The organism is Streptomyces chartreusis NRRL 3882 (genome assembly GCF_900236475.1).
Lineage (GTDB): Bacteria > Actinomycetota > Actinomycetes > Streptomycetales > Streptomycetaceae > Streptomyces > Streptomyces chartreusis_D.
Window position 1 is genome coordinate 2,321,111 of sequence record NZ_LT963352.1, and the last position, 20,982, is coordinate 2,342,092.

A 20,982-nucleotide genomic window follows, 5' to 3' on the forward strand; every position below is an offset into this window, starting at 1 on the left:
CCCGAGGCCGTTTCGGCTGTCAGCCCGTGGCCTTCTTCGCGAACTCCGTCGTGTAGGTCTGACTCAGGTCGACCTTGGCGTTCTTGATGTTGGGGTTGAACGCCTTGAGCACCTTCTCGACCGTCTCGGGACCGCCCGCGGGCATCACGCCGTCCTTGGTGAACATCGGCAGCGTGCTCTTGATCGCCTGTGCGTAGAGAGCCTTGTCGCCCTGCGAGTAGTCGGCCGGCATCTTGTCGGCGATCTGGGACGCGCTGTGGGTGGACATCCACGTGAGCGTCTTGACGAATGCGTTGACCAGCTTCTGGACGGTGGCCTTGTGGCTGTTCACCCAGTCCGTCTGCATGTACAGACTTGACGACGGATAGGGACCACCGAGCGCCTCCTGGGACCCCTGCGGCGTCCGCATGTCGAGAAGGATCCTGCCTGCCTTCTTGTCCAGGACCTGCGCCACCGTCGGATCGGTCGTCATACCGCCGTCGATCGAGCCCTTCTGGAGCGCTGAGATGAACGTCGGGCCGGCACCGACGGCGACGGGCGTGAAGTCGCTGACGTTCACGCCGTTCTTGACGGCGAGGTACTTGGTGAGGAAGTCGGTCGAGGAACCGAGGCCGGTGATGCCGAGCTTCCTCCCCTTGAAGTCCTTGGGCGAGGTGATGTCGCCCGCCGCTTTGGTGGAGACGATCTCGACCTCGCCCGGGGCGCGCGAGAACTGCACGACCGACTCGACGTGCTTGCCCTTGGTCTGCAGGTCGAGGGTGTGGTCGTAGAAGCCGACGGCGCCCTGGACCTGGCCGGAGACCAGCGCAGTCTCGGCCTGGACGCCGGCGGGCTCGCTCAGCAACTGCACGTCGAGTCCCTCGGCGTCGAAGTAGCCGAGCCGCTGGGTGAGCATGGCGGGCAGGTAGATGACCTTGTCCAGGCCACCGACCATGATCTTGACCTGCTCGCCCTTGCCGCCGCCTCCGCTGCCGGAGCCGGTCGACGCCGAACTGGCGGCGTCGTTGGCACAGGCGGTGAGCGAGGAGAGGGCGAGCAGGCCGGCGGCGGCCAGGGCGGCGTATCGGGCGTTGGTGCGCATGGCGGTTCACGTCCTTGTGACGGGGGGAGGAGAGGGGGCTTCCGGAGGTGGGTGTCAGCGCTCGGAGTCCGCGGGCTTCCAGCGGAAGATGCGGCGCTCGGCGAAGGTGAGCAGCCCTTCGGCGAGGAGCGCGACGACGGCGAGGATGACCATCGCCGCGTACACCCCGGCCGCGTTGAAGGTGCCCTGGGACTGCGCGACGAGCAGGCCGATGCCCTTGGTGGCGCCGATGTACTCGCCGACGATGGCGCCGATGAGGGCGAAGCCGAAGCTGACGTGGAGGCTGGTGAAGATCCAGGATGTGGCGGACGGGATGACCACCTGCAGGGTCACCCGACGGTCGCTCGCGCCCAGGATCCGGGCGTTGGAGACGAGGTTCCGGTCCACCTCGCGGGCGCCTTGGAAGGCGTTGAAGAACACCGGGAAGAAGACCAGGACGACGGCCGAGGCGACCTTGGAGGCCGGGCCGAGCCCGAACCAGATCACGAAGATCGGCGCGAGGACGATCCGGGGAATCGAGTTGAGCACCTTGATGTATGGACCAAGAACATCGGCGAGCAATGTGATCCGCCCCAGCGCGATGCCGAGCACGACACCCGTGACCACACCGAGGACCCAGCCGAGCAGCGCCTCGTAAAGCGTGTACCAGATCTGCTCGCCCAGGGAGCCGAGCGCGGTCCCGTGCATGACCCAGGTCGAGATCTGGTCCCAGATCTGCGAGGGCATGGAGAAGTTGAACGGGTCGATGACCTTGGCCCGGGACAGCGCCTCCCACAGTCCGAGGACTCCGACCAGCAGCAGCGCCCGGACGAGGTTGATCAGGACTTTCCGCCTGTGTGCGGCGCGGGCACGCGAGTGGGCGCGGTCCGGCGCCTTGGCCGTCTCCACGACCGGTGTGCTGATGAGCTCAGGCGACATGGGCGGCACCCCTCTCGCGGGTGATGCGCACCTCTTCACCGAGGGACTCCCAGATCTCGCGGTAGATCTCTATGAACCGCGGCTCCAGGCGCACCGCCTCGACCTTGCGGGGCCGCGGCAGGTCGATGGTGAAGACCTGCTTGACGGTCGCGGGCCCGGCGGTCATCACGACGACTTTGTCGGCCAGCGCGATGGACTCCTCCAGGTCGTGCGTGACGAAGACGACCGAGGCGCGGGTGCCTTCCCACAGTTCGAGCAGCTCGTCCGACATCAGCGCCCTGGTCTGCACGTCGAGTGCCGAGAACGGCTCGTCCATGAGCAGGATCTCTGGGTCGTTGACGAAGGTCGCGGCGAGCGCGACGCGTTTGCGCTGTCCGCCGGAGAGCTGGTGCGGGTAGCGGTCCTCGAAGGCCTCGAGGCCGACCCGGGCCAGCCAGTCGCGCGCCTTCCGCTTCGCCTCCGCCTTGGACACGCCACGGAAACGCGGTCCCGCCATCACATTGGACAGCACCGTGCGCCAGGGGAAGGTGGCGTCCTGCTGAAAGACGAAGCCGACCTTGTCGCCGACGCCGAGCACCGGCTCCCCGGCGACCAGCACCTCACCCTCGGTGGGCTCCTCCAGGCCGCTGACCAGAGTCAACGTGGTCGACTTGCCGCAGCCCGTGGGGCCGACGACCGCGACGAACTCTCCACGGCCGACCGTGAGATCCAGGTCCCGGACGGCCGTGTGCAGGCCTCCCGACGGGGTCCTGAACGTCTTGCTCGCGCCCCGCAGCTCAATGGCGGGGCTGGTGTCTGCGCTCATGGCCGGGGACGGTAGGTCCGGCTCGGCCGACGGCATCAGTCTTGTGAGCGCATACCGTTCTTTTGCTCGCAAGAGCCTGTTGTGCTCGTTTTGCGCGGGATACAAAAACGTAGCCGAAACAAGGGCTTGACGCCCGCATGGCCTTGAGGGAAAGAGGCCCGATGATTGACGTCCTGGTCGTGGACGACGACTTCCGTGTCGCCGAGATCAACGCCAAGTACGTGGGAAGGGTTCCCGGCTTCCGGGTGGCGGCCCGCGCGCACAACGCTGCCCAGGCTCTGGCGGCCGTGCAGCGCGGAGGGATCGATCTGGTCCTGCTGGACCACTATCTCCCCGACGGGACAGGCCTCGAACTCGTCCACCGCATGCGGGAACAGGGGCACGGCGCCGACGTCATCATGATCACCGCGGCCGGAGACGTGGCGACCATCCAGGCCGCCATGCGCCTGGGCGCCCTGCACTACCTGGTCAAACCGTTCACTTTCGCCGCGTTGCACACCCGCCTGGAGTCCTACGCCGCCCTGCGTCGCACCGTCGAGCGGGTCGGTGGCGGCCGCGGCGTCGCCGTCCAGGAACAGGTCGACCGGATCTTCAGCGCCCTGCGCACCACCCCGGCCCTCGCGTCGCCCGGCCTGCCGAGCGGCCACTCGGAGCCGACGACGGAACTGATCTGCCGCGTCCTGCACCGCGCCGACCACCCCCTCTCCGCCCACGAGGTCGCCGCCGAGACCGGTCTGAGCCGCTCCACCGCCCAGCGCTACCTGCGCCGCCTGGAGCAGTCCGGCCGCCTGCGCCTCTCCCTCAAGTACGGCGACACGGGCCGGCCTGAGCACCGCTACGCATGGGTGGCGCCGTAGTCCCAGGGCCGCACAGGCACCGCCCCTACGCCGCTCCCGCCCCGGTCAGCGACCGCACCTCGGTCTCCGCGTGCTTGGCCTCGTCCGGGACCTCCGCCGCGGTGACCGTGCCCAGCCAGCCCGCGAGGAAGCCCAGCGGGATCGAGACCAGGCCCGGGTTCTGCAACGGGAAGTACTGGAGATCGACGTTCGGGAACAGCGAATCGGGGCTTCCGGAGACCACCGGGGACAGCACCACGAGCACCACGGCCGGGACCAGGCCACCGTAGACGGCCCACACGGCACCGCGTGTGGTGAAGCCGCGCCAGAACAGGGAGTAGAGCAGCACCGGAAGGTTCGCCGACGCGGCGACGGCGAAGGCGAGGCCCACCAGGAACGCGACGTTGAGATCCCGCGCCAGCAGACCGAGGGCGATCGCCACCACGCCGACACCCACGGCCGCGACCCGGGCCACGGCCACTTCGCTGCGGGGCCTGCCGCCCCGGCGCCGCAGGGACGCGTACAGGTCGTGGGCGACCGACGCCGACGACGCGAGCGTGATCCCGGCGACCACGGCGAGGATCGTGGCGAAGGCGACCGCTGCGACCACCGCGAAGAGGACCGTTCCACCCGTGGATCCGGCACCACCGCCCAGGTCGAGCGCCAGCAGCGGGACAGCCGTGTTCCCGGCCGCGTTCGACTCTCGTACCGCGTCCGGCCCCACGATGGCGGCCGCGCCGAACCCGAGCACGATCGTCATCAGGTAGAAACCGCCGATGAGCCCGACGGCCCAGACGACCGAGCGACGTGCGGCGCGCGCGGTGGGCACGGTGTAGAACCGGGACAGGATGTGCGGCAGCCCCGCCGTGCCCAGCACCAGGGCCAGCCCCAGACTGATGAAGTCGAAACGGGCGGTCCAGTCCCCGCCGTACTTCAGCCCGGGCACCAGAAACGCCTCCCCGTGACCGCTGCGCTCGGCCGCCGTGAGCAGCAACCCGTCCAGGTCGCCGTGGAAGCGCACCAGGACGAGCACCGTCAGCGCGATCGTGCCGCCGAGCAGCAGGACGGCCTTGACGATCTGGATCCACGTCGTCGCCCGCATCCCTCCCAGCGACACATAGATCACCATGAGTGCGCCGACGCCGATGACGGTCCAGGCCCGCGCCGCCCCGCTCGTGCCTCCGAGCAGCAGCGCCACCAGGCTGCCCGCGCCGACCATCTGCGCCACCAGATATAGAACGGACACGGTGACCGAGGAGGTTCCCGCCGCGATCCGTACGGGCCGCTCCCGCATTCGCGCCGCCACGACGTCGGCGAGAGTGAACCGGCCGCAGTTGCGGACCAGTTCGGCCACGAGGAACAGCACCACCAGCCAGGCCACGAGGAAGCCGACGACATACAGCAGCCCGTCGTAGCCGAACAGCGCGATGAGCCCGGTGGCCCCGAGGAAGGAGGCGGCCGACATGTAGTCACCCGCGATGGCAAAACCATTCTCCATGGGTGAGAAGAGCCGCCCGCCCGCGTAGAACTCCTCCGCCGAACCGCGCCGGTTGCGGCTCACCCACGTCGTGATCGCCAGCGTGACCGCGACGAATCCGCTGAACAGCAGCAGCGCCAGCGTCTGCTGTTCGCCCGTCACGAGACACCGCCGTTCACGCCACGCGTCAGTTCCTGTGTGTCCCAGCGCAGGTCGAGCGCCGCCCGGTCCCTGCGCAGCCGCGCGTGCCGCGAGTAGGCCCAGGTGAACAGGAACGTGGTCAGGAACTGCCCGAGCCCCGCCAGCAGCGCCACGTTCACCGCTCCCACCACGGGCCGGGCCATCAGCTCCGGCGCGGCCGTGGCAGCCACGACGTACCCCACGTACCAGGCGAAGAACGCCACGGAGGCCGGCACCACGAACCGCCGGTACCGCCGCCTGACCTCCTGGAAGGCCGCGCTGCGCTGCACCTCCAGATACACATCGGCCGCCGCGACCCCGGCCTCGCCCTCCCCGCGTGCCGACGGAACCACCGCCGGAGCCGGCGCCCCGGCACCGGCCGACTCGCCCCATCCGGAGGCGAGGGCGTCGTACCAGGGATCGTCGTACCTCGGGTGTCCGGCCTCCTCGGCCGGGCCGTGGCCGACACCGTCGAGTCGCTCGACCGGACTTTCCTGACCAGCCCCATCTCTATGGGGACGGCCCTTGCTTGGCTGCATGCCCAAGGATGGACAGAACGGGAAGATCCCCGACTCTTCTTCCCCCCGCTCTTCACCCCATCAGGTGACTCAACCCGCTGGTGGCCGCACCAGCCCCTTTCCGTACGCGTAACGCACCGCCTGCGCACGGTCCTTGAGCCCCGTCTTGGCGAACAGGTTGTTGATGTGGGTCTTCACGGTCGCGGTGGAGACATGCAGTCTGCGGCCGATCTCCTGGTTGCTGAGCCCCTCGGCGATGAGCAGCAGCACCTCCGTCTCCCGCACGGTGAGCCCGTCCGGCGCCTCGGGCGGCGCGGCCGGTCTCGCCTCGGGCTCGGTCAGACGCTCCAGCAGCCGCCTCTGAATGCCGGGCGACAGCCCCGCGTCCCCTGACAGCACGCTGTGCACGGCCCGCACGATCTCCTCCCCGCCGGCGTCCTTCGTAAGATAACCGCGCGCTCCTGCTGCCAGTGCCGGGAAGAGCGACTCGTCGTCGGCGTACGTCGTGAGCACCACGACCTGTGTCCCGGGGTACTCCGCGCGGATCCTGTGGGTCGCCTCCACTCCGTCGCAGCGAGGCATGCGCAGGTCCATCAGCACCACGTCCGGGGCGACTTCCGCGACGAGCCGCACTGCCTCCTCCCCGTCCCCCGCCGAGCCGACCACCTCGATCCCGGGCAGCAGACCGAGCAGCATCACGATGCCCTCCCGCACCACGGTCTGGTCGTCCGCGACCACCACCCGAGCGGTCTTCCGCTCGGCCTCCTCCGTCATACCGGCACCTTCAACGTGACCACGAACCCCTCCTCACCCGGCCCGGTCTCGAGCGAACCGCCCAGCAGTTCTGCTCGCTCCCGCATGCCCAGCAGACCGTACCCGGCTCCCGTCCCGGTCAGCTCGCCCGGCGAGCCGCCCGAGTCCCGCACATCCAGGGTCACTTCGTGTGGGCTGAAGTCGAGCCACAGGCGCACCTTGGCGCCCGGGGCGTGCTTGCGGGCATTCGTCAGAGCCTCCTGAGCGGCTCTGCGCACAGCCTGCGAAGCCTCGGCCGGCAGCGCCCTGCGTTCACCCGTGATGGTGATCTCGGCGCCGTCGGTGGTTCCCACCAACTGGTTCAGGAACTCCTCCAGCGGGGTCAGCTCCCCGCGCAGGGCGGAGAGCGCCTGCCGCGTCTCGGCAAGCCCGCCACGCGCCATCTCCCGTGCCGCCACCACTCGTTCGAGTACCTGCTCCCGCTCCCCTCCGCGCTCGATCAGCAGCCGAGCCGCCTCCAGGTGCACGAGCTGGGCAGACAGGCTGTGCGCCAGCACGTCGTGGATCTCCCGCGCTATCCGGGCCCGCTCCGCGAGCGCCGCCGTCTCCGCCTCGGCCGCACGGGCGGCCCGCTCCTGGGCGAGCAGCCGCTGGGCGCCGGCGCGGGCCTCGGCGTCCAGGCGCAGCGTGTATCCGGCCAGGGCGAGGCCGACACCGGTGACCACGGATGTCAGCGCGTCGTCGTTGTTGACGACTCCGAACGAACCGAGTGCCACGCCCGCTGCGCCGAGGGCGACTGCCGGTGGGAGCCGCTCCAGCGCCGAGACGGCACATCCACACCACATGACCAGGGCCGCGACTGTGAAGCCCAACATCTGGGCCGCGACGGCGACGCCCTGAAGCAGCGCGAGCGACGCCAGCGACGGCCACAGCCGATGCTGGAGCGTGGTCCGGAAGAACACCCAGGCCAGCAACGCCGCCAGAAGCACCCCTCCGGCTCCGGCCGCCGCCTTCCAGCCACGCGCCTCGCTCTCGTCGAAGGCCCCCCACATGAGCACGCCGAGGACCAGAGCCCTCACCGTCCAGGCCAGCAAGCACCGGGAACGTGGGAGTCCCTCGCGGCTCAGCGCCTCCCGGGAAGGCCAGCGTGTCCAGGCGTTCTCCTTCACACGTGCTCCTTCCCCGCGTGCCCCAAGGTGCTGTCACCGTACGCCCGGCCCGAGTTCACGGCAGGACGCAGCAACCGACCTCGCCAGGCCAGGATTCCGGCCCGGACGAGCAGGGTGCCGGCGAGCCCCAGCAGCAGGGCGGAGCTGTCCTGGTGAACGCCCACCGCGGCACCCAGCGCGAAGAGCCCGACGCGCAGCCCGATTCCGACAATCCAGACGGCAACGCTCGCCGTGCTGCTCTTGCTCCATACGGTCCCGTCCGGCTCCGCCCATATGCGGGTGGTCCAGGCCCAGCCCGCCCCGGTGGCCAGGCCGACGAGCAGTTCGGCGCCGAGCAGGAGCGCCGAGGCTGTGTGCTGACGGTCGTCGAGCAGGCCGGGCTCGCGCAGCGCGACAACGGCCAGGATCGCGGGCAGGAGCCACCAGCGACGCTCGCTGTCGATGGGGGTTGCGCGGAACTGCCGGGCGATCACCAGCACGGCCACGACCACGACCACCAGCGCGTCGACGAGCCCGGACATCAGGACCTCCGTGAGCGAGAAAGGGATGCCGGCAGCGGTGCCGCCGACGCCTTCGACGTTACGGAAATCGCCAGGTCACGGGATCGGAGTGCGGGTGGATCACGGGTGGATCCCCGACGGGGCGCCTCTCCACCCAGGGGTGGAGAAACGGCTGGGGCACGGAGGTCCGGGCCGCATGGAAGCCCGCCGCGCCCATCAGGACTGCTGGAGCCGTACCAGCCGGATCAGCACCGTGCCCGCACCACGCTGGCCCGGCACGACCGACTCACGGCCCCGCTCAGACCCCGAGCACCCCAGACCAGCCCTGCCTACCGCGAGCACCCCAGACCAGCCCTGCCCTGCCCTGCCCTGCCCTGCCAAAGCGACCAGGCCTGCCCTGCCAAAGCCCAGCGCAGCGGCTACGCGTCGATCCGCGACCGGTCCAGCGTCGCCGCCGAGTTGGAGATGAACTCCTTGCGCGGCGCGACGTCATTGCCCATCAGCAGATCGAAGACCTGCTCGGCGGCTTCCAGATCGGAGAGGTTGATCCGGCGCAGAGTGCGGTGGCGCGGGTCCATGGTCGTCTCGGCCAGCTGGTCGGCGTCCATCTCGCCGAGACCCTTGTAACGCTGGATCGAGTCCTTGTAGCGGATGCCCTTGCTCTGGAGCTCCATGAGCTTGTCGCGCAGTTCCCGGTCCGAGTACGTGTAGACGTACTTGTCCTGGCCCTTCTTCGGCTGCACGATCTCGATGCGGTGCAGCGGCGGCACCGCGGCGAAGACCCGGCCGGCCTCGACCATGGGCCGCATGTAGCGATGGAACAGGGTCAGGAGCAGCGTGCGGATGTGCGAGCCGTCGACGTCGGCGTCGGTCATCATGATGATCTTGCCGTAGCGGGCCGTGTCGATGTCGAAGGTCCGGCCCGATCCGGCTCCTATGACCTGGATGATCGCGCCGCACTCGGCGTTCTTGAGCATGTCCGTCACAGACGACTTCTGGACGTTGAGGATCTTGCCCCGGATCGGCAGCAGTGCCTGGAACTCGGAGTTCCGGGCGAGCTTCGCCGTACCGAGCGCGGAGTCGCCCTCGACGATGAACAGCTCACTGCGGTCGACGTCGTCGCTGCGGCAGTCGGCGAGCTTGGCCGGCAGGGAGGATGACTCCAGGGCCGTCTTACGGCGCTGAGCGTCCTTGTGCTGCCGGGCGGCGATGCGCGTCCGGGCCGCGGCGACGGCCTTCTCCATCACGACACGGGCCTGCTGGGCGGCATCCCGCTTCGTGGACGTCAGGAACGCCTTGAGCTCCTTGCTGACCACGTTGTTCACGATGCGGCGGGCCGCCGAGGTGCCGAGGACCTCCTTCGTCTGGCCTTCGAACTGGGGCTCGGCGAGACGCACGGTGACGACTGCGGTCAGGCCCTCGAGGGCGTCGTCCTTGACGATGTCGTCCTCGGCTACGCGCAGGAGCTTCTTGGTGCGCAGCACCTCGTTCATCGTCTTGGCGACCGCCTGCTCGAAGCCGGCGACGTGGGTGCCGCCCTTGGGGGTGGCGATGATGTTGACGAACGACCTGAGCGTCGTGTCGTAGCCGGTGCCCCAGCGCAGCGCGACATCGACGCCGAGTTCGCGGGTGACCTCGGTGGGGGTCATCTGGCCGTGGTCGTCCAGGACGGGGACCGTCTCCTTGAAGGTGCCCTGTCCGGAGAAGCGGAGGACATCGCAGACCGGCTTGTCGTTCGCCAGGTACTCGCAGAACTCGCTGATCCCGCCGTCGAAGCGGAAGGACTCTTCGCCCTTGCTGCCGCCCTCGCCGAGCCCGTACTCGTCGCGCACGACGATGGTCAGGCCGGGCACCAGGAACGCGGTCTGGCGGGCGCGCTGGTGCAGGTTCTCCAGGGAGAGCTTGGCGTCCTTGAGGAAGATCTGGCGGTCGGCCCAGTACCGCACTCGCGTGCCGGTGCGGGTCTTGGGGATCTTCTTGGCCTTGCGCAGGCCGCCTTTGGCCTCGAACTTGGCGTCCGGGCCGTTCCCGGCGAAGGCGCCGGGGACGCCGCGCCGGAAGCTGATCGCGTGGGTGTGCCCACCGCGGTCCACCTCGACGTCCAGACGGGCGGACAGGGCGTTCACCACGGAGGCGCCGACACCGTGCAGACCGCCGGAGGCGGCGTACGAGCCGCCTCCGAACTTGCCGCCGGCGTGCAGCTTGGTCATGACGACCTCGACACCGGAAAGGCCGGTCTTCGGCTCGACGTCGACCGGGATGCCCCGGCCGTTGTCCCGGACCTCGACCGAGCCGTCGTCCTGGAGGATCACCTCGATGTGGTCGCAGTAGCCGCCGAGGGCCTCGTCGACGGAGTTGTCGATGATCTCCCAGAGGCAGTGCATCAGGCCCCGGCTGTCGGTCGACCCGATGTACATACCGGGGCGCTTCCGCACGGCCTCGAGCCCCTCGAGGACGAGCAGGTGCCGCGCGGTGTAGTTGGAACCGTCCCGGTCTGCTCCTGCCAGCAGAGCTGTGGACGGCACGGACGTCTCGGCGGTCACGCGGTTCGCTCCTCGCTGAATTTCAGATGGGGCCCTCATGGGTAAGGGCGCGACTTCAGTCACCGGTGAGAGGGTACCGAGGCCTGGTAGAGCCGTTGTAACGCCACCCTCGCCGGAAACTCACCCTAGTCCAGACTCGCATGCATGTTCGATCCCTCGTTGGAGTGAAGCACACATCACGTTCCCTTCCAGGCATGAACCATTTAGGCTCCGGGCACGTCCTCATGAACAACCGGCAACCCAGCCGGGAGGACTGACCACCGATACAACGCGAAGCCCCGTAAGACACATAGACACGCAATACGGCACATTCGCCGCCAACCGGCAGCAGACAGCCGCCTCGCAAAGATTTTTTCGAGGAAAAGCCACGAGCGGGAACGTTTTGGGGCTGGTTGGATGTTGACCCTGGTACGACAGCTCGTCGAGCTAGAGAAGAGGCGACGTGACTACTGTTCTGACCCCTGCGAGCCAGTTGACGGCCGCTGATCGCTGCGACCGCTGCGGCGCCCAGGCGTACCTGCGCGTCGTCCTGCTCAGCGGCGGAGAACTGCTCTTCTGTGCCCACCACGGGCGCAAGTTCGAGCCGGAACTCAAGAAGATCGCCGCTGAGATACAGGACGAGACGGAGCGGCTGACGTCCGCTCCCGCGACTGCCTCCGAAGAAGAGCGCTGACACCTCGCGTCCGACGACGAGCCAGCCCGGCACAGGCCGGTGAACGGGCGGCTGCCTCCACCACCGAGGCAGCCGCCCGTCCTCGTCCCCGCGAGTCCACTCAGGTCCTCCGGTGCGCACGCCGCGAGTTTTCTGCCCAGCCTCGGTCAGTCGAACGTGCACATGACCTTCACATCCGTGTCGGGCTTCACGCCCGTGTCCAGCCGAGTGTGCGCATGATGTCGGACACCCGCATGTACACCCCGGGGCTACCGGCCCGGCCGCAGCCGATCCCCCAGGACACGAGCCCGATCAATCGCCCCTGGGCCACCAGCGGCCCCCCGCTGTCACCCTGGCAGGCATCCCGGCCCCCCGTCGCTTCCCCGGCGCACAGCATGCTCCTGGCGTCGTAGACGCCGTCCGCGTCTCCCGGGTACGCCTCCTCGCAGAGAGCGTCGGGAAGCACATGCACACGTGCGGCCCGCAGACTGTTCGGATACTCCCCGGCGCCCGAGACGTCGCCCCATCCGTACACCGTCGCGGCCCCGCCCACGGCGTACGCGGGGTCACCGCCGACCGCCATGCCGATGACCGAGTCGGCCGGGAGAGGCTCCGCCAGGGTGAGTACGGCGAAGTCCCCGGCATTGCTGGCACCGTCATAGGCCGGGTTCACCCAGGTGTCTCGCACGGCGACCTCCTGGCCACCGCGGTCCGAGAGCAGGTCCGTGCGCCCCGATATGACCCGGAGATCGCGTACGCGCTCCGGTGGCCCGCCCAAAACCTCCTTGTCCAAGCAGTGGGCCGCGGTGAGCACCGTGCTGCGGCCGACCGCCACGCCGCCGCAGAACTGCCCCGCCCGCGTACCCCCGAACCGGTCACGACTGGACAGGGCAACCGTCCAGGGGCTCTCCGACGCGTCGACGGGGAATCCTCCTATGACCACCCTGTCGGCGGCCACAGGCCCGCTGGAACCCACTGACAGGGCGGATACCGCGGCTGCCACGACCAGCGGTCGGGCCAGCGCCCGGGCAAAGCGACGACGCATGCTCACTCCTCACTCCGTGATGTCGGTGAGACACCCAGAGTGATTCACCCCGTGGCACCCCGCACCCGCGGAGAGGCATGAGGAAGGCCCGCTCCCCTGAGAGGAACGGGCCTTCCGCGTCGTACGACCGCGACGACTAGTCGAGGTAGTCGCGCAGCACCTGCGAACGGGACGGGTGGCGCAGCTTCGACATGGTCTTGGACTCGATCTGGCGGATCCGCTCACGCGTGACGCCGTACACCTTGCCGATCTCGTCGAGGGTCTTCGGCTGACCGTCGGTGAGACCGAAGCGCATCGAGACGACGCCCGCTTCACGCTCGGACAGGGTGTCGAGCACGGAGTGCAGCTGCTCCTGGAGGAGCGTGAAGCTGACCGCGTCGGCCGGGACGACCGCCTCGGAGTCCTCGATGAGGTCACCGAACTCGCTGTCGCCGTCCTCGCCCAGCGGGGTGTGCAGCGAGATGGGCTCGCGGCCGTACTTCTGGACCTCGATGACCTTCTCCGGGGTCATGTCGAGCTCCTTGGCCAGCTCCTCCGGTGTGGGCTCGCGGCCCAGGTCCTGGAGCATCTGGCGCTGCACGCGCGCGAGCTTGTTGATGACCTCGACCATGTGCACCGGGATACGGATGGTGCGGGCCTGGTCGGCCATGGCGCGGGTGATCGCCTGACGGATCCACCAGGTGGCGTACGTGGAGAACTTGTAGCCCTTGGTGTAGTCGAACTTCTCGACCGCGCGGATCAGACCGAGGTTGCCCTCCTGGATGAGGTCCAGGAAGAGCATGCCGCGGCCGGTGTAGCGCTTGGCCAGGGAGACCACCAGTCGGAGGTTGGCCTCCAGGAGGTGGTTCTTGGCGCGGCGGCCGTCCTCGGCGATGATCTCCAGCTCGCGCTTGAGCTTCGGCGCGAGCTTGTCGGCGTTGGACAGCTTGTCCTCGGCGAACAGACCGGCCTCGATGCGCTTGGCGAGCTCGACCTCCTGCTCGGCGTTGAGCAGGGGGACCTTGCCGATCTGCTTGAGGTAGTCCTTGACCGGGTCGGCGGTGGCACCGGCGGCGGCGACCTGCTGGGCGGGCGCGTCGTCCTCGTCCTCGTCGGACAGCACGAAGCCGGCGTTCTCCGTGCCCTCGGGCTCCTCGCCGGCCTTGCCGGGGGCGGCCTCCTCGAGCACCTCCTCTTCGAGAAGCTCGACGTCGTCCTTCTTGGCGCTGGTCTTCTTCGCCGCGGTCTTCTTGGCAGGCGCCTTCTTCGCGGCCGCCTTCTTGGCGGTCGTCTTCTTGGCTGCCGCCTTCTTGGCGGGCGCCTCTTCCTCGACGGCGGGCTCGGCGGCGGGTGCCGCCGGCGTGGCGGTGGCGGTGGCCTTCCTGGTGGTCACCGCCTTGGCCGCGACCGTCTTGGCGGCGGTGCGCTTGGCGGGACTCTTCGCTGCGACGCTCTTTCGGGTGCGCTTGGGCTCTGCGGCACTGACCATCAGCGTCACACCCTCTTCCTCGAGGATCTGGTTGAGGCTGCGCAGTACGTTCTTCCACTGAGTGGCCGGAATCTGGTCAGCTTCGAAGGCCCGACGCACGTCATCGCCGGCGATCTGCCCCTCAGCCTTTCCCCGCTCAATGAGAGCCATGACAGAGACGGACTCGGCGATCTCCGGCGGGAGCGTACGGGATGTGCTGGCCGACACGAACAACCTCTCGGAACGTTGGAAAACGGCTTCCGGCCCCGTCCACAGTGGACAGGAGCCGACCGCCGGCTTGGGGGTGGGCCGACGGCGCGGGCGGGGGCCGGGGAAGATTCACAGCGCCGTGAACGGCGTCCGTATTCCCTCCGCGGCTGTCACCTCTTAGGTCATCGCGTTCTTCCCGCGAGCGTTACGCCCAATCCGCGTGGCCCGAGTCACACCGCGTAAGCGAACAAAAATGGTCAGACCCGGACAAAGCAGGTCGCACCTGGTGGTTACCTGGCCGCTCCGGCGGATCTGCGGCCCCTTCGACCGTCGGACCCCGCAGGATCACGAAGATCCTGCGGGGTCCGACGGGAGGCGGATCACCGAACGGGCACTGCCACAGGAGGGGGGTGGCACACCCGGCCGCGCCGCCCGCGGAACGCGGTCAGTGCTCGCGCGGAGCGGGCACCACGCGTTCCACCTCGGGATGGACCGCGAGGAGTTGCCGCATCGCCGCCTCGGCCGCGGCTCCGTCGCCGGTGGCGAGGGCGTCACAGATGCGGCCGTGGTGCGCCAGCGACGTCTCGTTCGGCCGGTCACAGCCCGTGACCGGGCCGCCCGACACCTGGAGAGCCGCGGACACGATCCCGGAGAGGTGCTCCAGCATGCGGTTGTCGGCGACCTGGATCAGCAGCGAGTGGAACTCGGAGTCGGCGCGGGAGAAGGTGAGCGCATCACCCTGGGCCATCGCGTGCCCCATGATCTCGACCATGTCCGTCAGGCGCTGCTGGACGTCCTCGCGCCCGTGCCCGGCGGCGAGGCGGGCGGCGAGCGGCTCGATCGTCCAGCGCAGCTCGCTCAGCTCGCGGCGCTGGTCGTCACGCTGTGGCCCGAAGGCCCGCCACTCGATGATGTCCGGGTCGAGAAGGTTCCAGTCGCTGACGGGGCGCACGCGCGTGCCGACGTTCGGGCGGGCGCTCACCAGCCCCTTGGCCTCCAGGACGCGGAGCGACTCGCGGACGACGGTGCGGGAGACCTCGAACCGCTGGCCGATCTCCTCGGGCACCAGCGGACGGTCGGCGCCCAGATCGCCGGAGACGATCATCTGACCCAGCTGCTGGACGAGTTGGCCGTGCAGCCCGCGTCCGCGGCTGCCCGCGGCGCGCCTGCCCACCCGGCCCAGCTCGGAGTCCGCGCCGTCCCAGGCAGGGGCACCGACGCGGTCGACGGCGGGTGCCTCCGCGTAGGGGTAGCGGTCGAGTTCGCCCGGGCTCGCGAGGCCGGAGTCAGCGGAGCGGGCGGCGGTCATCATGGTGTGCGCAAGGGTACTCACGCATCCTTTGTCGGCGCCGTCTCCAACTCCCTTGAGGTCTTTGGTGAAAAGCACACGAAAGGGTGATCGCTCACCCCGTCGCAATTGACGCCTTATCGGAAAGAAATGGGCGTGCTGCGGGGAGTTGTGCGCATGGCCGGACTGAGGGTTACGGACAGTCGTCACCTGAACCGGCTCCGCAGTGCGGTGAGCAGGTACGCGCAGAGCAGTGCGGTCAGCGACAACGTCAGGGCGCCGCCCACAGGTTGGGAGATCACGCTGAGCGCGGCTTCCAGGTAGCGCTCTCCCCCGAAGGGCCATCGGGGCAGGAGAGCCTCGCGAAGCCGCATGTGAAATCCCGCCGCGGTCCGCACGGACGGTCCCTCCAGGAGCTTGTGCACCGCGGGTACGACGAGGAGCGGCACGGCGGCCACGGCGGCCAGCCCGGCCGTGGTGGACCGGAAGACGCCCGCGGCCAGGACACCCGCCCAGGCGCAGCCGACCACGAGCCCGATCCAACTCCCACTCAATGAAGCCCAGTCGGCGGGAACCCGGGCGAGCTCCCGTCCGTAGACGAGATAGAGCACTTCGGCGTCGCAGCCGACGGTGAGGACGGCCAGCATCAGCGCGGTGGCCGTTGCGACGAGCAGTTTGGCGGCCAGCAACCCCAGCCGACGGGGCACGGTGCCGCGGTCCGCGGCCAGGGCGGGGTGGCGGAACTCGTCGCCGAAGGCCAGCGCGCCGAGCAGTCCCGCGCCGAGCGCCGCGGGCGGCAGGGGCAGCTCATGCGGCCATGCGGCCAGCAGGCGCGGCTGCGGGGTGTGCCCGATGCGGGCGAGTACGACGGCGGTCACGGCGGACACGGCGAGCACGGCGGCCCCGGTGACGAACCCGGTGCCGATCCCGGCGGCACGGCGGATCTCGTAGCGGAGGGGGCGGAGGGGGCTGGGGGCGGGGCGGACGGAGATGGGAGGCGGCAGAGGGGGCAGTGCGTCGAGCGTGCGCGCCGTGTGTGCGCCGGCGGGGTGGAGCGCAAGAGGTGCCGTCGTCTCCTGAGGGCGGGCCTCGACGTTGGACGGGTGGCCGGTCGAGGGGACGTCCGCGCTCTCGTGCGGCTCTGCGGCGGGCTGCGCGTGCCCGGCGGAACGCAAGGGCTCGTCGGCGACCGGCTCCGGTGCGTCAATGGTGGGTCGTGGCTCAGCCGGGGGTCGTGGGTCAGCCGGGGGTCGTGGCTCAGCCGGGGGTCGTGGCTCAGCCGGGGGTCGTGGCTCAGCCGGGGGTGGCGGCTCGGCGGTGGTGACCACGGGTCCGGCGGTGACCGGGGCCGGCTTCGGCGCGTGGAGGGAGGGCCGCGGCTCACCGTTGGCGACCGGAGACGCAACGGGCGCCCGGTGCGCGTCGGCGACGTGCCCTGGCCCGGCACCCGCGCACTCCGGCTCGACACCGACACGCTCGAGCATGTCGGCCGGCGTTCGCCCGGTGTCGGCCCTGTGCGACTCGCCCGGCGCCTGCCCCGTCTTGCCCTGGTCCGGCTCACGGCCACCTTGCGGCTGCCCTGCTTGCTCTGCTCCCGCCCCGGGCCCCATGTCGCCGATCTCGTCGGCGAGTTGGTGGACGACGATGCCGTGACGGAACGCCGTCTCGCCGATCTCGGCGCAGTTACTGCCGTACACGGAGAGGCGGTTGCCGCCTTCTCGTACGACTTCGACGGAGCGCTGCGCGGTGCGTGCCTGCTTGGCCAGGAGAGCCGCCAGACGGGCCACGTGAGGGCTGCGTACGGCGACCCGGGGACGCAGACGGGTGCGCGAGAACTCCGCGACCTCCTGGTCGGCCACGATCCTGCCCTGCTCCAGCGTGACGACGCGGTCCGCGGTGCGCGCGGCCTCCTTGGGGTCGGCCGTGGTGAACAGGACGGTGCCGCCCTGGGCGGCGTGTGCGCGCAGCATGCCGTGCAGCCAGTGGCTCTCACGGACGGACAGACCGTCGGCCGGGTCGTCGAGGACCAGCGTGTGCGGATCGGCCAGGAGGACGCAGGCCAGGCCCAGGCGGCGGTCCATGCCGCGCGAGAGGGTGCCGAGGCGTTCGTCGCGCAGGCTCACGAGTCCGACCGCCTCCAGGACTTCGTCGGCACGCCGGACCGGGACCCCCGCCGCGGCACACAGCATGCGCAGATGACCGCGGACCGTGCGGGCCGGGTGGCCCGGCACGTCGCCCAGCAGCACACCGACCTCGCGCGAGGGATGGGCGATGCGGTGCAGGGGGCGGCCCCGGAAGCAGGTGATGCCACGGCCCTGTTCGAGTTCCAGCATGAGTCTGAGGACCGTCGTCTTGCCGGCGCCCGGTGCTCCGAGCAGCGCGGTGACGCGGCCCGCTCGCGCCTCGAAGGAGACGTCATCGGCTGCGGGCGGAAGCCCTTTGCGGGCGTTGCTGGTCAGTCCGAAGGCCTGGATCACCTGCAGCAAGATAGCGCGCTATGTCCGATTTTTCGGGCAGCACGAGGCCTGCCTCGGACACGACAATCAGCCTTTCCGGACAGCGGGTGCGTTGCGTTCCGAACTCGCGTCAGACCTCGGGGCGCAGCATCGGGGGGTTGAGCAGGGTTGCGCCACCGGCACGGAAGAGCTGGGCCGGGCGGCCGCCCTGGCGGGTGGTCGTCCCACCCGTGGGGACGAGGAAGCCCGGTGTGCCCGTGACCTTGCGGTGGAAGTTGCGCGGGTCGAGCGCCACGCCCCACACCGCCTCGTAGACACGGCGCAGCTCGCCGACGGTGAACTCGGGCGGGCAGAAGGCCGTGGCCAGCGACGAGTACTCGATCTTGGAGCGTGCCCGCTCCACTCCGTCCGAAAGGATCTGCGCGTGGTCGAAGGCGAGCGGCGCCACCGGTTCGGCGTCACGCCCGTAACCCCCCTGCCGCAGCAGCTCCTCCACCGGAGCCCAGCGCGCGTTGCTGGCGTCGCCGCCGGCCCTGGGCGCGGGCAGGTCGGGAGCGAGCGCGAGGTGGGCGACACTGACGACCCGCATCCTGGGGTCCCGCTTGGGGTCGCCGTAGGTGGCGAGCTGTTCCAGGTGCGCCCCGTTGTCCTGGGCGGGGACGGACGGGTCGTGGACGCGCAGTCCGGTCTCCTCGGCGAGCTCGCGTGCCGCGGCCTGCGCCAGGTCCTCGTCGGCCCTCACGAAGCCGCCGGGGAGCGCCCAACGCCCCTGGAACGGCGGTTCCCCCCTGCGTACCGCCAACGCACACAGGGCATGGCGGCGCACGGTCAGCACGACCAGGTCCACGGTGACGGCGAAGGGCGGAAACGCTGACGGGTCGTAGGGCATGCGGCGATCATAGTCGTCTGCCTGACGATAAACACTCCCTTCGCCGGTCGCATCGGCGACTGATCCACTTCGGTCGGATATGGACTCCACTCGGAGCCCGGTTGTCCAGCGGTTGAACGTCGTACCAGGTCACACCCCCAGTTGAAGTCCGTCGGCCGCTTCCTCGACCATGGCGAGACCGAGCCGGCTGACCCGCACGGAGAACGGGGCGCCCGCGATCCGCAGGCCCGTGAAACCGAGCTCGCCCAGGGGCGCGCTGCGCATGGGGCGCAGGGTGACCGCCCCGGCCGGGGCGTCGGGGCGGATGCCGACGAGCGTGGTCAGCAGCAACACTCCGGCGGCCGCCGGTGTGGCCGCGGGGCGGCAGGCCGCCGGGTGCGGGAGGGGGGCGCTCCCCTCCGTGCGCTGTTCCCCCGCGTACATGTCGGGCAGCCGATGGTCGAAAGTCTCGGCGGCCGCGAGCACCCCGCGCAGCAGCGAGGTCGCCTCCTTCTCGTATCCGGCAGCGGCCAGACCCGCGACGGCGACTGCGGTCTCCTGGACCCGTACGGCCCCGGCGCGGTGGCCGAACGGATTGAACCCCGGTTCCTTGGCACCCAGTCCGCGCAGGCCCCATCCCGAGTCCATGACAGGGCTGCCGAGCAGCCGGGCGAGCTTCTCGGTCTGCACCTTGTCGAGCAGACCTGGTGCCGAGGCGCCCTCACCCAGCAGGCCGGTGTCAAGGAGGTGGACTGCTGCCGCGCCCAGATGAGGCACGGGCCTGCCGTCCGGGGCACGGGCTGCCGCGGGCCGGCCACCCCCGCGGTCGTCGACCCAGAAGTCCTTGCGGAAGGCGGTCCGTAGGGCCTGCGCCCACTGTCGGAGTGCCGGTCCGCCCGTGCGGCCGCAGGCGTCGAGCAGGTCGGCGCCGAGGAGCGCGGCACGGTGGGCGTGGGCCTGTGTCTCGCAGCGGACGGGACCGCCGGGATGCGGGTCGCGCAGGTACGTGTCGTCGCCCACGGTGGTTCGCAGCCAGGTCAGGCAGCGCTCGGCGGCGGGCAGCAGTTCCTCCGTCTCCTGCTCGCCGAGACCCCAGCGGCGGGCCTCGGCGAGCAGTGCGGGGAAGAGCAGCGTGGCCTCCGTGCCGGTGCACTGCGGCGGAAGGTGCGGGCCCGCGTCCCGTCTCGGGCCGGGAATCATCCCGGACTGCGGGCCTGGGCCGGTGAGTTGGGTGCGGGCGAGGATCCGCAGCGTTCCCGCTGCCAGGCCCGTACCGAGGGGCAGGGCCATCCGGGCGGCCACGAGAGCGTCGGCGGGGGCCAGACCGCAGCGCCAGGGTGCCCCTGCCGCGAGGTGGGTGTCGGCGGGGTTCGCGGAATCACGCAACAGGAGAGCCTGGAGGTCCTCGATGCTCCTCCTCAGGAGTGCGGGGACTCTGGGGTCGTCGCCTTCCGCTCGCGCGGCGGCGAGGGGGCTGGTCGCCGCGCGGCCCACGGCTCGGAGGGGGCCGGCGCCATCGGGCCGCACCCGCAGCTCCACGCTTCTGCTGCCGCCCGGCGGCAGGTCGAGCTCCCACCGCAGCAGTCCGGCCGAGGCCAGGGCGTCCGAGGGAGGCGGTGCTGCCGTGACGGACGCGTTGCCGGTGGCGCAGGACCAGCGCAGGCCGGAGTCGTGGACAGTGGCGGGGAGTTCCGGTCCGGCGTGGCCCGAGGCGATCGACCCCAGGTCGGCCAGGTCCGTGCCCAGGGACACCTCGACCGGCAGGCGCAGCGGGCGGGGAGCCGCGCTGTGCAGGGTGATCCGCTCTGTGCCGTCCGCGAGCCGGTTGCGTTCCACGACCACGTCCGGATCCGGGCCTGCCTGCGGCGACGTGCGGAGCGTACCCACGAACCTGGCGCGGTCGGCCGCAGCCATGCGGGCCTGCACGGCGAGTGGTTCCCGCCCGGCCACGCGGACCTCGCACCGGGAGAGCACGCGCCGCCCCGCGCGGTAGAACCCTTCCAGCCCCCGGCCGGTCATCTGCCCTTCTGCCGTCGAGATGGCCAGACCGGGAAGCGCGACACAGATCATCATGGTGTGGGCCGGCGGCAGGTCGGCGGACCAGCGCAGTCCGGGGATCGTGGCGCCCCGGAGAGGCGGGGCGGGCTGCCCTGTGGAGGACGGGCCCCGGCTCTGAGCCAAGGGCGGCGAGGGCGAACCGTGCTCCGACGCGGAACCAGGACGACGGTTCCGGCCT

The 20,982-nt window shown here is 70.3% G+C and carries 17 protein-coding genes; 2 read left to right on the forward strand and 15 right to left on the reverse strand.

What is annotated here, in order from left to right; translation table 11 throughout:
* Nucleotides 1-19: 19 nt before the first annotated feature.
* Genes SCNRRL3882_RS10235 through SCNRRL3882_RS10245 form a run of 3 tightly spaced genes read right to left on the reverse strand, consistent with a single transcriptional unit; the run spans nucleotide 20 to nucleotide 2,804 of the window.
* On the reverse strand, nucleotides 20-1,081 hold the full coding sequence (locus SCNRRL3882_RS10235) for an ABC transporter substrate-binding protein (RefSeq protein WP_010034951.1): 1,062 nt from the start codon (nucleotides 1,079-1,081) through the stop codon (nucleotides 20-22).
* Between the two features lie 54 nt (nucleotides 1,082-1,135).
* Complete coding sequence (locus tag SCNRRL3882_RS10240; protein WP_010034948.1) at nucleotides 1,136-1,999, reverse strand: ABC transporter permease; 864 nt, start codon at nucleotides 1,997-1,999, stop codon at nucleotides 1,136-1,138.
* Nucleotides 1,989-2,804, reverse strand: a complete 816-nt coding sequence (locus SCNRRL3882_RS10245; protein WP_029180829.1) for an ABC transporter ATP-binding protein — start codon at nucleotides 2,802-2,804, stop codon at nucleotides 1,989-1,991. The genes SCNRRL3882_RS10240 and SCNRRL3882_RS10245 overlap by 11 nt, the downstream gene beginning before the upstream one ends.
* Before the next feature lie 161 nt (nucleotides 2,805-2,965).
* On the opposite strand from SCNRRL3882_RS10245, the gene SCNRRL3882_RS10250 reads away from it, so the two are divergent.
* The gene (locus SCNRRL3882_RS10250) at nucleotides 2,966-3,661 is read left to right on the forward strand and encodes a response regulator (protein WP_010034943.1); all 696 of its coding nucleotides are present in this window, start codon (nucleotides 2,966-2,968) and stop codon (nucleotides 3,659-3,661) included.
* Between the two features lie 25 nt (nucleotides 3,662-3,686).
* On the opposite strand, the gene SCNRRL3882_RS10255 is transcribed toward SCNRRL3882_RS10250, so the two are convergent.
* The 6 genes from SCNRRL3882_RS10255 to SCNRRL3882_RS10280 form a co-directional block, all read right to left on the reverse strand.
* A complete protein-coding gene (locus tag SCNRRL3882_RS10255) occupies nucleotides 3,687-5,279 on the reverse strand; it encodes a cation acetate symporter (RefSeq protein WP_010034936.1) in 1,593 nt (530 codons plus the stop codon).
* Complete coding sequence (locus SCNRRL3882_RS10260; protein WP_029180828.1) at nucleotides 5,276-5,836, reverse strand: DUF485 domain-containing protein; 561 nt, start codon at nucleotides 5,834-5,836, stop codon at nucleotides 5,276-5,278. Before SCNRRL3882_RS10260 ends, SCNRRL3882_RS10255 begins: the two co-directional genes overlap by 4 nt.
* A gap of 69 nt (nucleotides 5,837-5,905) precedes the next feature.
* Nucleotides 5,906-6,589 (reverse strand): response regulator transcription factor, encoded by a 684-nt coding sequence (locus SCNRRL3882_RS10265; RefSeq protein WP_010034931.1) that lies wholly within the window; start codon nucleotides 6,587-6,589, stop codon nucleotides 5,906-5,908.
* A complete protein-coding gene (locus tag SCNRRL3882_RS10270; RefSeq protein ID WP_010034929.1) occupies nucleotides 6,586-7,737 on the reverse strand; it encodes a sensor histidine kinase in 1,152 nt (383 codons plus the stop codon). The genes SCNRRL3882_RS10265 and SCNRRL3882_RS10270 overlap by 4 nt, the downstream gene beginning before the upstream one ends.
* The gene (locus SCNRRL3882_RS10275; protein ID WP_010034927.1) at nucleotides 7,734-8,258 is read right to left on the reverse strand and encodes a DUF1453 family protein; all 525 of its coding nucleotides are present in this window, start codon (nucleotides 8,256-8,258) and stop codon (nucleotides 7,734-7,736) included. Before SCNRRL3882_RS10275 ends, SCNRRL3882_RS10270 begins: the two co-directional genes overlap by 4 nt.
* Before the next feature lie 398 nt (nucleotides 8,259-8,656).
* Complete coding sequence (locus SCNRRL3882_RS10280; RefSeq protein WP_010034925.1) at nucleotides 8,657-10,780, reverse strand: DNA gyrase/topoisomerase IV subunit B; 2,124 nt, start codon at nucleotides 10,778-10,780, stop codon at nucleotides 8,657-8,659.
* A gap of 442 nt (nucleotides 10,781-11,222) precedes the next feature.
* Here SCNRRL3882_RS10280 and SCNRRL3882_RS10285 point away from each other — a divergent pair, with 442 nt between their 5' ends.
* Nucleotides 11,223-11,453 (forward strand): DUF7455 domain-containing protein, encoded by a 231-nt coding sequence (locus tag SCNRRL3882_RS10285; protein WP_010034922.1) that lies wholly within the window; start codon nucleotides 11,223-11,225, stop codon nucleotides 11,451-11,453.
* Nucleotides 11,454-11,640: 187 nt separating this feature from the next.
* On the opposite strand, the gene SCNRRL3882_RS10290 is transcribed toward SCNRRL3882_RS10285, so the two are convergent.
* From SCNRRL3882_RS10290 to SCNRRL3882_RS10315, 6 genes are all read right to left on the reverse strand, one after another.
* Nucleotides 11,641-12,477 carry a S1 family serine peptidase gene (locus SCNRRL3882_RS10290; protein WP_029180826.1) on the reverse strand — a complete coding sequence of 279 codons (837 nt, stop codon included), beginning with the start codon at nucleotides 12,475-12,477 and terminating at the stop codon, nucleotides 11,641-11,643.
* A gap of 136 nt (nucleotides 12,478-12,613) precedes the next feature.
* On the reverse strand, nucleotides 12,614-14,152 hold the full coding sequence (locus SCNRRL3882_RS10295) for an RNA polymerase sigma factor (RefSeq protein ID WP_010034917.1): 1,539 nt from the start codon (nucleotides 14,150-14,152) through the stop codon (nucleotides 12,614-12,616).
* A 427-nt stretch (nucleotides 14,153-14,579) separates the two neighbouring features.
* Nucleotides 14,580-15,467, reverse strand: a complete 888-nt coding sequence (locus SCNRRL3882_RS10300; protein WP_029180825.1) for a FadR/GntR family transcriptional regulator — start codon at nucleotides 15,465-15,467, stop codon at nucleotides 14,580-14,582.
* Nucleotides 15,468-15,628: 161 nt separating this feature from the next.
* A complete protein-coding gene (locus SCNRRL3882_RS10305; protein WP_102514983.1) occupies nucleotides 15,629-17,899 on the reverse strand; it encodes an ATP-binding cassette domain-containing protein in 2,271 nt (756 codons plus the stop codon).
* A 109-nt stretch (nucleotides 17,900-18,008) separates the two neighbouring features.
* Nucleotides 18,009-18,767, reverse strand: coding sequence for an NUDIX hydrolase (locus tag SCNRRL3882_RS10310; RefSeq protein WP_010034909.1), 759 nt, complete (start codon nucleotides 18,765-18,767; stop codon nucleotides 18,009-18,011).
* A gap of 129 nt (nucleotides 18,768-18,896) precedes the next feature.
* Complete coding sequence (locus SCNRRL3882_RS10315; protein WP_078602750.1) at nucleotides 18,897-20,819, reverse strand: glycogen debranching N-terminal domain-containing protein; 1,923 nt, start codon at nucleotides 20,817-20,819, stop codon at nucleotides 18,897-18,899.
* Between the last annotated feature and the right edge of the window lie 163 nt (nucleotides 20,820-20,982).